This is a genomic window from Bacillus sp. C-3-6 (assembly GCF_054509685.1).
Genome location: NZ_CM137247.1, coordinates 3,686,195 through 3,699,349, shown reverse-complemented (window position 1 = coordinate 3,699,349; position 13,155 = coordinate 3,686,195). Strand labels below are relative to the sequence as shown.

Annotated in this window: 10 protein-coding genes; 8 read left to right on the top strand and 2 right to left on the bottom strand. The window is 36.1% G+C overall.

Annotated elements, in window-relative coordinates; genetic code table 11:
• Positions 1-69: 69 nt before the first annotated feature.
• Entirely contained in the window at positions 70-1,140 is a 1,071-nt protein-coding gene (locus tag ACW0JX_RS18795; protein WP_001102865.1) for a M24 family metallopeptidase, read from the bottom strand.
• Positions 1,141-1,446: 306 nt separating this feature from the next.
• Between ACW0JX_RS18795 and ACW0JX_RS18790 the strand changes: the two genes are divergently transcribed.
• Entirely contained in the window at positions 1,447-2,628 is a 1,182-nt protein-coding gene (locus ACW0JX_RS18790) for a lysozyme inhibitor LprI family protein (protein ID WP_459244998.1), read from the top strand.
• A gap of 50 nt (positions 2,629-2,678) precedes the next feature.
• Here ACW0JX_RS18790 and ACW0JX_RS18785 read toward each other — a convergent pair whose 3' ends face one another.
• Positions 2,679-4,388: an Rqc2 family fibronectin-binding protein gene (locus tag ACW0JX_RS18785; protein ID WP_098125834.1), complete on the bottom strand. Its 1,710-nt coding sequence runs from the start codon at positions 4,386-4,388 to the stop codon at positions 2,679-2,681.
• Between the two features lie 105 nt (positions 4,389-4,493).
• Between ACW0JX_RS18785 and ACW0JX_RS18780 the strand changes: the two genes are divergently transcribed.
• The 7 genes from ACW0JX_RS18780 to priA all read left to right on the top strand — a co-directional run bounded on the left by ACW0JX_RS18780 (position 4,494) and on the right by priA (position 13,149).
• Positions 4,494-7,217, top strand: a complete 2,724-nt coding sequence (locus tag ACW0JX_RS18780) for a calcium-translocating P-type ATPase, SERCA-type (protein WP_001104774.1) — start codon at positions 4,494-4,496, stop codon at positions 7,215-7,217.
• Between the two features lie 99 nt (positions 7,218-7,316).
• Positions 7,317-8,192 (top strand): YicC/YloC family endoribonuclease, encoded by an 876-nt coding sequence (locus ACW0JX_RS18775; protein ID WP_000625865.1) that lies wholly within the window; start codon positions 7,317-7,319, stop codon positions 8,190-8,192.
• 67 nt (positions 8,193-8,259) lie between these two features.
• Positions 8,260-8,523 (top strand): extracellular matrix/biofilm regulator RemA, encoded by a 264-nt coding sequence (gene remA / locus ACW0JX_RS18770; protein WP_001251456.1) that lies wholly within the window; start codon positions 8,260-8,262, stop codon positions 8,521-8,523.
• 13 nt (positions 8,524-8,536) lie between these two features.
• Entirely contained in the window at positions 8,537-9,154 is a 618-nt protein-coding gene (gmk, locus tag ACW0JX_RS18765; protein WP_001257742.1) for a guanylate kinase, read from the top strand.
• 2 nt (positions 9,155-9,156) lie between these two features.
• The gene (gene rpoZ / locus ACW0JX_RS18760) at positions 9,157-9,369 is read left to right on the top strand and encodes a DNA-directed RNA polymerase subunit omega (RefSeq protein ID WP_000933961.1); all 213 of its coding nucleotides are present in this window, start codon (positions 9,157-9,159) and stop codon (positions 9,367-9,369) included.
• Positions 9,370-9,541: 172 nt separating this feature from the next.
• Complete coding sequence (gene coaBC, locus ACW0JX_RS18755; protein ID WP_000911748.1) at positions 9,542-10,747, top strand: bifunctional phosphopantothenoylcysteine decarboxylase/phosphopantothenate--cysteine ligase CoaBC; 1,206 nt, start codon at positions 9,542-9,544, stop codon at positions 10,745-10,747.
• Positions 10,744-13,149, top strand: coding sequence for a primosomal protein N' (gene priA / locus ACW0JX_RS18750; protein WP_016512383.1), 2,406 nt, complete (start codon positions 10,744-10,746; stop codon positions 13,147-13,149). Before coaBC ends, priA begins: the two co-directional genes overlap by 4 nt.
• Positions 13,150-13,155: the final 6 nt, after the last annotated feature.

Sequence of the window (13,155 nt, the reverse complement as noted above, 5' to 3'; positions counted from 1 at the left end):
CTCTTTAAATGAATACTCCAGAGAAGGAATTCTATGTGCAAAAAAAGTTTTGTTTAAACCTTCATAATATTAACAAGGGATTATAATTAGTTCTCTATTTGATTTTGTAATAACGTCATAACCATCTTTGGTGATGACAATATCATCTTCGATTCTACAACCGCCCCAGTTCGGTATGTAAATGCCCGGCTCAACTGTAACAACCATACCTTCTTGTAAAGTTGCCTTGCTTTCTTGGGATAGGCGAAGTGGTTCATGTATTTCTAACCCAAGACCGTGCCCGGTAGAGTGGCCAAAGTATTGACCGTATCCATGTTCTGTAATGTAATTCCTCGTTATATCATCGATACTTTTCGCAGTTTCTCCAGGCTTAATTGCTTCAGTCCCACGCTTTAACGCTTCTCGTACAACATTGTATATTTTTTGGAATTCTTCCGATGGTTCCCCGATTGCTACGGTACGTGTTATATCGGAACAATATCCGTCGTAAAGTGCACCGAAGTCTAATGTAACGATATCGCCTCGTTCGATTATTTTATTTGATGCAACTCCATGGGGAAGTGAAGAACGAACGCCTGAGGCTACAATGATTTGGAATGAAGAAGATGTAGCCCCTTTTTTTCGCATGAAAAATTCTAACTCATCTCGAACGTCAGTCTCGCTTATTCCAGGCTTTAGAAATGTAACAATATGGTGAAATGCTTCGTCAGCGATTGTAGCTGCGATTTTCATTGTTTCTATTTCAGATGTGTCTTTAATAAGTCGAATATCTTCAATAATCTCACACACTGGAACCATTTCTGTATGTATATATTTTTGTAGTTTCTTAAATTGTTGCAAAGTCATATTATTGTCTTCTATACCAAGTTTTTGAATGTTTAATTTTGATACTTGATTTGCAACTTCTTCTTCTAAATTTCCTTTATGCATAATAATTTCTGCTGCTTTTATTTCCGTTTTTGCTTGATCTACGTAACGGAAATCAGTAATGAAAATAGCTTTATGCGCAGCGATTAAGACAACGCCTGCGCTACCTGTAAAGTTTGTTGCGTATTGACGGTTTTCTTTTTTTGTAATAAGTAACCCGTCGATTCCGTAATTATGTAGTTGTTTTTGGATGTTAGTTATTCTTACATTCATTTTAATTCCTCCTTTTTACATTAATAAAGCAAGAATTGTGCCAGTATATTTATTTAGAATAAAAGAGAAGAGGGTAGCTGTGTGTCAAAAAAACTAGACGAATGTAAAATAAATATATATAAAATTTTTACAGTAAGTTTTTATGTGACTGAACAATAATATAAACTCGCAAACGAAAATCTTTTTAATTTAAATATTATATTTTTTGTATAAATGAATTAAGTTAATTGGTATAATAAGGGATTGTTACGTTTTTTATAGGTAAAGAGATGTAACGAAAAAAACTGGGTTAAGGAATGTGAGTGTATGAAGAAATTAAGTAAAGTAATGTCATTTTGTTTGGCCGCTAGTATGCTTGTTATAACGGGGTGTGAAACAAGTGAACACAAAGTTCAAGTAAATGAAACGATTGAACAGCTTGATGAAGCGCCAGAAGTGACAGAAAAAGAAGCGAAAAAGATTGTAAGAAAGAGTGTAGATGGAATAGCAAATGCGTTTAGTGAGATGGAAAAAGAAAATGGATGGAGCCGAAATAATCCTGGGGATTTAGAGACAGCTAAAAAAGGAGTTAAAGGATTGGTTTCAGAAAAGTTTGTAGAGAATCAGCTTCCTGAATTGCTTGCTAACTTTAATAGATCGAGAGAGACTGATATGTTACCATTCCCAAATTATTTTCAAACTGAAATAAGATTTTCTTCTTCACAAGATAAAGAAAATTTAACGGTACATACATTAAGTTTAGAAGATGAAATAGGTCATGCGGCCCAAGATTGGGAATTTCATTTGGTGTATAAAGAAGGGGAATGGTTAATGGATAAATGGTCATTCGTTTTTCCTGAAGATTTAAAACTTACAAAAGAAGAAGCAAGTAGAATTTTAAAAATGCCAGACGATAAGAATGTGTCATTTGTAAGTGAAGAAAATAGTGGCGATAAGAAATACATATTCAAAGATAGTAACGGATTAATTACTGTAAATGCGAAAACATCTCTTATTTCATACAATGTAGATAAAAATAGGTATGAAAAGGTAACGAAAGAAAGAAATATTCAAGAAACAGAACAAGTACAGAGAAAGGATTCGAGTGCGTATACAGGCTCAAAAGAAGAGAAACAATCGCAAAAAGAATCTTCTTCAAAGATAGATAGAGCAAATGTTTTAAGTGAATTAGCTGCTATAGATAAACAAGAAAAACATACGAATGCTATGTCAACCAATGATATAGTAAATGAAATAGAAGGAAATTATGAACTGTGGGATAATAAACTAAATGAAATTTACAGTACATTAAAAAGTACGATGTCACCTGATACGTTTCAGTCGTTAAAAACGAAACAAATTGCGTGGGTTAAAGAAAAAGAAAGTAAAGTTAAAGCAATTGGTACTGATACAAATAACGGAACGATGAGGCGTATAGAAGCTTCAGAAGAGAAATATAAGATGACAAAAGCAAGATGTTATGAATTAGTAAATGGGTATATGAACTAGTGTGAACGAATATAAAAAATGCGTTGCTTATAAGCAACGCATTTTTGTATTTACGCTTTTAATTTCATTACAATATCAGCATCTGGTGTTACATATACGGTTTGCTGATTGTCGTACGTAACAAAACCAAGTTTTGCACCACTCGGTTTTTTCACATGGCGTATTTTAGTGAAATCAACAGGTACAGAGCTAGACTCTTTCGCTTTACTGTAATAAGCGGCAATTTTGGCAGCTTCTAGTAAAGTTTCTTCAGCAGGATCTAAAGAACGAATGACAACGTGAGAGCCAGGTATGTCTTTCGTATGTAACCAAATTTCATCACGGCGGGCAAACTTCGTTGTTAAATAATCATTTTGTTTATTGTTTTTACCAACGAAAATCTCTGTGCCATCACTTGCTAAATATTTATCTAATACTGGCTTAGTAGGCTTTTTCTTTGCGTTTTTCGTTTTGCGATTGCGCACATAACCTTCTTCAGCTAATTCCTCACGAATTTCTTCAATATCTTTTGAAGAAGCAGCTTCCATTTGTTGAAGTAAGCTATCAAAATAAAGAATTTCTTCATTGGTTTTTTCGATTTGTTCTTCTACAACAACAACTGAATTTTTTGCTTTTTGATACTTTTGGAAATAGCGTTGTGCATTTTCAGATGGTGTTTTTAAAGGATCTAATGTGATTTTTACAGTTCCGCCATTTTCATCGTAATAATTAACGACCTCAATATCTTTATCGCCTTTTTTCAAAGCGTACATATTAGCTGTAAGTAGCTCTCCAAATAGTTGATATTTATCTGCTTTTCCAGCATCTTGCAGTGTTTTTTCGAGTTTAATGAGTTTTTTCTCGTTTTTATTTTTTTCATTTTGCATAAAGCGTTCTAAATCATGAGCTTGTTGTTTTACACGATCGCGCTCTGCTTTTCCGAAAAAGAAACGATCAAGCAATTCACTAACAGATGAGAACGTCTTATCTTCTCCTTGCAAGTGTGCAAGAGGGAAAAGATAAAAGAATTCTTTCCCATTTGAAGTAGTCATCGCTGGTGAATATGTATGAGTTAATAATGGTTTTTGTATGGAGAAAAATGCATCCGCTAATGCTTTTTCATTTACCATACCAGCTTTTTTCACTACTTCTTTTGCGAATAACGGGGATATTCCCGTAAAGGTGCCGACAAGCTGTTTATCCATGTTTCCAGATAGAAAGTCTAGTGGTCTAATAAATTCATCATTTGTTTCAATCTGAAGTGGGTTAATTTTATGTTGTGCTGGTGGTGCAATATATTCAGCTCCAGCGTATACAGTACGATGGCGGTTTACCGCTAAAGATATGTGTTTTAAGCTATCTAAAATAACGTTTGTTTTCGTATCTACTAAGATAATGTTACTATGTCGGCCCATTATTTCGATTACTAATGTTTTTAATGATTCGTCTCCAATTTCATTCCGACTGCGAACTGTAATTTGAATAATACGTTCTAAGTCAATTTGTTCAATTTTTTCAATAAACCCACCTTCTAAATGTTTACGAAGAAGCATACAAAACATTGGCGGTATTGCTGGTGAATCGTAGTTTTGATTCGTTAAGTGCAGACGCGCATATGTAGGGTGAGACGAAAGAATTAGTTTTTGGTTCTTTCCGTTTGCTCGAATATGTAATAAAATCTCATACTTTGAAGGTTGATATATTTTGGAAATTCTTCCTGTGTAAAGAGAATTTGCAATTTCATGTGTAATTGCTCTTGTAAATAATCCATCGAATGCCATAAATGAACACTCCTTTCTAACTAAAAGTTAATTATAGCATTTTTTTGGACGAGGCTGAATAAGCTTTCAATAGAGTATGTCTGGAATCAGGAGGTCGATGGCAGGATGAACTGGTATGGAATGCGGGCACATGAAGTGGAAGAAAGAACGAATACGAATGTAAAGGTTGGACTTACAGAGAAAGAAGCAGAAGGGCGCGTAAAGAAATTTGGTACTAATGAATTAGAAGAAGCAAAAAGGCCTTCTGCACTAATGGTATTTTTAGCACAGTTTAAAGATTTCATGGTACTCGTTTTGTTTGGAGCAACAATTGTTTCTGCGTTTTTAGGTGAATACATTGATTCTATTGCTATTGTTGCCATTGTTATTATCAATGGTATTCTCGGATTTTTTCAAGAAAGAAAAGCTGAAAAATCATTGGAAGCTTTAAAGGAACTAGCCGCTCCACAAGTTACTGTAATGCGGAATGGAAAGTGGGTAAAAGCACCATCTAAAGCACTTGTTTTAGGTGATATTATTAAGTTTTCCAGTGGTGATCGTATTGGGGCTGATGTGCGTCTTGTTGAAGCATCAAGTTTATATATTGAAGAGTCTGCTTTGACAGGGGAGTCCGTACCTGTACAAAAGAAGGTAGAAGCATTGCAAGGGCAAGATGTTGCAATTGGTGATCAAAAAAATATGGCTTTTATGGGGACAATGATTACGCGAGGATCTGGTACAGGAGTCGTTGTAGCAACTGGTATGAATACAGCGATGGGGCAAATTGCAAATATGTTACAAAATGCAGAGCAAATGGAAACACCACTGCAAAGAAGGTTAGAACAGCTCGGAAAAATATTAATTATTGTGGCTCTTATTTTGACAGCACTCGTTGTATTAGCTGGTGTGTATCAAGGGAATGAAGTATATCATATGTTTTTAGCTGGTGTGTCTCTGGCTGTTGCGGCTATTCCAGAAGGGTTGCCGGCAATTGTTACAGTAGCTTTATCACTTGGTGTACAGCGTATGATAAAAAAGAGAGCAATTGTACGAAAGTTACCAGCCGTAGAAACGTTAGGTTGTGCTTCCGTTATATGTTCTGATAAAACGGGAACAATGACGCAAAACAAAATGATGGTAACACATATGTGGTCAGGCGGAGAATTGTGGAAAGTGACAGGGCAAGGATATGAACCTAATGGCTCTTTTATGAAAGGTGAAAAAGAAGTGAATCCAGCTAAGACAAAAGCACTTTATCAGCTACTTACATTTGGTTCACTATGTAACAATGCAAATATTATTCAAAAGAAAAAGGCGTACGTATTAGATGGAGATCCAACAGAGGGAGCGCTTGTAGCTGCAGCAATGAAAGCTGGGATAACACGTGAGGCATTGAAAGGGAAATTTGAAGTTATTCGTGAATTTCCATTTGATTCAACTCGAAAAATGATGAGTGTTATTGTACGAGATCGAGAGGGGAAAAAGTTTATTGTTACGAAGGGAGCACCGGATGTTCTTTTACAAATGAGTCAAACGATTTTATGGGGGGATAAGCAACAGCCGTTAAGTGAGCTATATAGAAAAGAAGTACAGGCGGCTATTCATAGTTTAGGTAGTCAAGCGCTTCGAACAATTGCAGTTGCGTTTAAACCTTTAAAAATAACGGATTCTATTGAACATGAAAGAGACGTTGAAAAAGATTTTATGTTAGTTGGGATACAAGGTATGATTGACCCACCAAGACCAGAAGTGGCGCAGGCGGTAAAAGAGTGTAAAGAAGCTGGTATTCGAACAGTAATGATTACAGGTGATCATAAAGTGACAGCAATGGCGATTGCTGAACAATTAGGAGTTTTGCCACCAGATGGACGCGTTGTTGAAGGAGTAGAACTCGCGAATATGGATGTGGAGGAATTAGAAAATGTTGTAGAAGATACGTATGTATTCGCTCGTGTATCACCTGAACATAAATTAAAAATTGTTAAGGCACTGCAAAATCAAGGGCATATAGTAGCGATGACAGGTGATGGAGTGAACGATGCTCCAGCTATAAAAACAGCGGATATTGGGATAGCGATGGGGATTACAGGGACAGATGTTGCAAAAGAAGCCTCTTCACTTGTTTTACTAGACGATAATTTTGCTACAATTAAGTCAGCGATTAAAGAAGGAAGAAATATATACGAGAACATACGTAAGTTCATCCGATATTTATTAGCATCAAATGTTGGAGAAATTTTAGTTATGTTATTTGCGATGTTACTTGCATTACCCCTGCCGATGGTTCCTATTCAAATTTTATGGGTGAACTTAGTTACTGATGGTTTACCAGCGATGGCATTAGGTTTGGATAAGGCTGAAGGAGATGTGATGAAGAGAACGCCGCGCCACCCGAAAGAAGGGGTATTCGCTAGAGGGCTTGCGTGGAAAATAATAAGTCGAGGTTTTTTAATTGGGGCAGTGACGTTAGTAGCGTTTATTATTGCGTATAACCAACATCCAAATGAACTGAAATATGCACAAACTGTAGCGTTCGCGACGTTGGTACTTGCTCAGCTTATTCATGTATTTGATTGTCGTAGTGAGCATTCTGTCTTTCATCGTAATCCATTTGGGAACGTGTATTTAGTAGGGGCGGTTATCATTTCATTACTACTCATGCTAGTGGTGATATATTATCCACCGTTACAACCGATTTTTAGCACAATGCCGATACAAGCAAGAGATTGGTTATTAATTGGAGGTTTGTCATCAATTCCGACTTTCTTACTAGTAGGTTCTTTATTAACAGGGAAAAAGGCGAAAAAGAAAAAGCCAATGTTATATAAGAAGGGATTAAACTTGAAATAGTCAATGTTATGAAAATGTGATATAATTTACAGAAGGTAGTAGAGCCTTGTCTCTATTACCTTTTTCATTGAGTTATTTTATGGCTTGGATGTGATAAAAATGATTTCTAGTATGACAGGGTTTGGAAGATCGAAAGTAGAAAGTGATACTTTTCAAATTACAGTAGAAATGAAATCGGTGAACCACCGTTTTTTAGAGATGAGTATTCGACTTCCTAAGCAAATGATGGTATTTGAGGACAAAATTCGTAAAATAATTGCACAGCAAGTTCGACGTGGACGCATTGAAGTGTCTATTAGTATAGCAGGTGAAGGACTTGTTGAAAGAAAATTAAGTGTGAATTGGTCACTTCTTGAGCAGTACCAATCGATGATGGAAGATATAAAAGGAAAGTTTCAATTACAAGATTCTATTACACTCGAGCAATTAATGGCAATGCCAGAAGTAACAGCAATTGAAGAAATAGAAAATGTAAATGAACATTTTGAGAACAGTTTATATGAGGCTGTTCGTCAAGCTGCTCATATGTTGAAAACGATGAGAGATGACGAAGGAGAACGATTACATAAAGATATAGCGTATCGTTTACAAGAGATTAGCAATTGTGTAAATGCAATTATTCCACATGCACCAATTGTTACACAAAAATATCGTGAACGATTAGAAAATCGCTTAAAAGAATTACATAATCAAGAGTTAGATGAACAAAGATTGCTAACAGAAGTCGCAATCTTTGCAGAGCGTTGTGATATTCATGAAGAGTTAGTTCGTTTGCAAAGTCATTTAGAGCAATTTCGTGAAACATTGCAGATTGAAGAGCCTGTTGGAAGGAAAATGGATTTCATCGTGCAAGAGATGCATAGAGAAATTAATACGATTGGTTCTAAGGCAAATGACTTAACAATTTCAAAATATGTTGTAGAAATGAAAAATAACCTTGAAAAAATTCGTGAACAAGTACAAAATATTGAGTAGCTTTCAAAAAATATATAAAGTTATACGTGGTGGAGAAATCGGATAGACTTACTAGGAGGCGCAAACTATGGCCATGCGGTTTTTAAATATTGGATACGGAAATATTGTATCTGCTCATCGAATTATTGCTATTGTAAGTCCGGAGTCAGCTCCTATTAAACGAACAGTACAAGAAGCACGCGAACATAATGCTTTGCTTGATGCTACGTATGGGAGAAAAACAAGGGCGGTTATTGTTATGGATGATGGGCATGTTGTATTAAGTCCAATTCAACCAGAGACGATTGCACATCGTTTGAATAATAAAGAAGATTTAAGTGAGGAAGGGTAGGTTTTACATATTTATGAGAAGTAGAAGAGGATTGCTCATCGTTCTTTCAGGGCCTTCTGGGGTTGGAAAAGGAACGGTTCGTAAAGAGCTGTTTAGCCATGAGGATACACGTTTTCAGTACTCTATTTCAGTAACGACACGTAAGCCGCGTGAAGGTGAAGTAGATGGTGTGGATTATTTCTTTAAAGAAAGAGAAGAATTTGAGGAAATGATTCGTAATGAAAGATTACTTGAGTGGGCTGAGTTCGTAGGTAATTATTACGGAACACCAATTGACTATGTTGAAAAAACATTACAAGAAGGAAAAGATGTATTCTTAGAAATTGAAGTGCAAGGAGCAATTCAAGTTAAGAAAGCTTTCCCAGAAGGTGTATTTATTTTCTTAGCACCTCCAAGTTTATCTGAACTAAAGAGCCGTATTGTCGGGCGTGGTACAGAGACTGAAGATGTTATTGAAAATCGTTTAACTGTAGCGAAAGAAGAAATCGAGATGATGGACGCTTACGACTATGTAGTAGAAAACGATCAAGTTGAATTAGCTTGTGATAGAATTAAAGCAATTGTGGTTGGCGAACATTGCCGCCGCGAAAGGGTAGCAAAATATTATAAAGAAATGACGGAGGGTCTATAATTATGTTAAATCCATCAATTGACTCATTACTACAAAAAATCGATTCTAAGTACACATTAGTAACAGTGGCTGCAAAACGCGCACGTGAAATGCAACTTGCTAATAACTGTGTTGTAGAGCAACCTGTTTCTCATAAATGTGTAGGTAAAGCATTAGAAGAAATCGATGCAGAAGCATTAAGCTACGTACCAAGTGAAGATAAAGTAGCTGAATAAGCCTTTGCCTTCGACAAAATAAAACATAGACTTTATAATTTTCTATGTAACGGTAACAACCTATTTACAAGTAGGTTGTTATTTTTTTACGAAAGGAATGAAATATTGGTACTGACGAGCTGGGAATTCTATTTCAGTATTATAAGTTTGAAAAAGAAAGAGGACGAGTCATATGCTAAAAGGGAAAAAGATACTTCTATGTGTAACAGGAGGCATTGCGGTTTTTAAAGCAGCTGCGTTAACGAGTAAATTGACACAATCTGGCGCGATTGTAAAAGTAATGATGAGTGAGTCGGCAATGAAGTTTGTTACGCCTCTTACATTCCAAGCGCTTTCTCGCCATGATGTATATACGGATACGTTTGATGAGAAAGACTCGGCTGTTATTGCTCATATTGATTTAGCAGATTGGGCGGATGTTGTACTTGTCGCACCTGCTACTGCCAATTGTATTGGAAAGTTAGCTGGTGGTATTGCAGATGATATGATTACAACTACTCTGTTAGCTACTACAGCCCCGGTATGGATTGCGCCTGCTATGAATGTGCATATGTATGAAAATAAAATTGTTCAAAAAAATATGATGACATTGAAAACGCTAGGATATACATTTATTGAGCCTGGGGAAGGCTTTTTAGCATGTGGATATGTAGCGAAGGGACGACTAGAAGAACCTGAAGCGATTATTGCACGGTTAGAGGAAGCTTTCTCAGAACACAAACCATTGCAGGGAAAAAGAATATTAATAACTGCTGGCCCAACACGTGAAAAAGTTGATCCAGTTCGTTTTATGACGAATTTTTCTTCTGGAAAAATGGGGTATGCGATTGCAGAAGTGGCGGCGAATTTAGGCGCTGATGTTATACTCGTTTCAGGACCGACAGCATTAAATCCACCGTTACATGTAACGACAGTGCAAGTGGAATCTGCACAAGATATGTTAGAAGCAGTTCTTCAACATTATCAAAACGTAGACGTTGTCATTAAAACAGCAGCAGTTGCAGATTATCGTCCGAAATATGTTCATGATAATAAAATGAAAAAGCAAAATGGTGATGCTGTCATTGAACTCGAAAGAACGGTGGATATTTTAAAAACGTTAGGTCAGAAAAAGGATAAACAGTTACTTATCGGTTTTGCTGCTGAAACGACAAATGTAGAGGAATATGCAACGAAAAAACTACGTGAGAAAAATGCAGATATGATTGTCGCGAATGATGTAAAAGCGCAAGGAGCTGGATTTGGCACGGATACGAATATTGTAACAATGTATAGAAAAGATGGAAAAGTTATTGAGTTACCACTTTTACTGAAAAAAGAGGTAGCTCGTGAAATATTAAAGCAAATTGAAATGATGTTAGAAGATGATCGTTTATGAAATTTGCAAGTGTAATTGTTGATGTACCTGCCCGTCAGACAGATCGACCATTTGATTACATTATCCCTGAAAAATGGGAAGATATTGTACAGACAGGAATGCGTGTAGTAGTTCCGTTTGGGCCAAGGAAATTACAAGGTTTTATTATTGGGATTAAAGATTCGGTGGATGTAGAAAGTAAGAAGTTAAAGACAATCCATGAAATATTAGATGTAACACCGGTTTTAAATGATGAATTATTAAAGCTTGGATATTGGCTTACAAGTGAAACGTTATGCTACATGATTTCAGCTTTTCAAGTGATGCTTCCAACTGCGATAAAAGCAACGTATAAAAAACGTCTACAAATTTGTAAGCAGGAAGAAATAGCATCTGAAATACTATATTTATTTCAGGATAAAGAAGCAATTGATTTTGAAGTAATCGAGCAGCAGCCACATTTATACCGGACTATTCAACAAGAAATTAAAAATGGTACGGTTGAAGTCGTTTATCAAGTGAAAGATAAAGTACAAAAGAAGAAGCAAAGAGTTGTTCAGCCGGAGTTGCCAGAAGATAAATTGGAATTAGCGGCATTTGAACTGAAAAGTAAAAAACAACAAGATGTACTTTATTATTTTGTGGAAAATTATAAAAGTGTACCATTGAAAATAATTACAGAAGAGTTACAAATAACAGATGCTCCAATAAAAGCACTTGTTAAAAAGGGCTTCATTTCAGAAAAGTATGTGGAAGTATACCGAAATCCGTATGACGATGATGATTTTGAACAAACGAAACCATTTCCACTTACGGAGGAACAAAATCAAGTTATTACACCGATTTTATCATCAATTACAAATGAAACTTATAATCCATTTTTACTATATGGTGTTACAGGAAGTGGAAAGACAGAAGTATATTTACAATCTATAGCAGCAGTGCTCGAGAAAGGAAAAGAAGCTATCGTTCTTGTTCCTGAAATTGCACTAACGCCCCAAATGGTGGATCGTTTTAAAGGTAGGTTTGGCTCGCAAGTTGCAGTTCTTCATAGTGCGTTGTCTGTTGGAGAAAAGTATGACGAGTGGCGTAAGATTTTAAGAAAAGAAGTGAAAGTTGTAGTTGGTGCGCGTTCAGCCGTTTTTGCGCCTTTTGAGAATTTAGGGATTATTATTATTGATGAAGAGCATGAATCAAGTTACAAACAAGAAGATAATCCGAGGTATCATGCAAGAGATGTAGCTATCTGGAGAGGGCAATATCATAAATGTCCTATCGTTCTTGGTAGTGCGACACCAACACTTGAATCGTTTGCAAGGGCGAAAAAAGGTGTTTATGAACTACTAACAATGGAAAAACGTATGAATGAACAAGCTTTACCAACGGTAGAGATTGTTGACATGCGAGAAGAACTTCGTGACGGGAATAGATCAATGTTTTCTAAGGCGCTGCATGAAAAAATAGCAGATCGATTAGAAAAGAAAGAACAGATGGTACTATTTTTAAATAGAAGAGGTCATTCTACATTTGTTATGTGCCGTGATTGTGGATATGTTGTACAATGTCCGCATTGTGATATTTCATTGACATATCATAAAATGAATCATCGTTTAAAATGTCATTATTGTAGTTATGAAGAAAATATGCCAACTGAGTGTCCTGCTTGTCAAAGTACATACATTCGTTTCTTTGGTACAGGTACACAAAAGGTAGAAGAAGAAATTACAAAACTATTTCCAGAGGCGCGAGTCATTCGAATGGATGTAGATACGACAAGTCGAAAAGGAATGCATGAAAAATTATTAAAGGCGTTTGGGGAAGAAAAAGCAGATATACTACTTGGAACACAAATGATTGCTAAAGGATTAGATTTTCCGAAAGTAACTCTTGTTGGGGTTTTAACTGCAGATACGATGCTTCACTTACCTGATTTTCGGGCAAGTGAAAAGACATATCAGTTATTGACGCAAGTAAGTGGACGAGCGGGTAGACATGAATTGCCAGGGGAAGTTGTGATTCAAACATATACGCCAGAACATTACAGTATAGAGTTAGCGAAGAACCAACAATATGATGTGTTTTTTGACCAAGAAATGCAAATGAGGCGAACAAGACAATATCCCCCATATTACTATGTTGTACTCATAACCGTATCTCATCCAGAATTATTAAAAGCGGTGCAAGTGACGGAAAAAATTGCCTCGTATTTGCGAACGCATTGCTCACAGCAAACAATGGTGTTAGGACCAGTTGCTTCAGCAATTCCAAGGATAAAAGATAGATATCGTTATCAATGCATGATAAAATACAAACGGGAACCAAACTTAAAGAACGTGCTCAAAATGGTAAATGAACATTATCAAGCAGAAATGCAAAAAGAGCTACAAATCTCAATTGATTTTAATCCAACAATGTTAATGTAGCGGAGG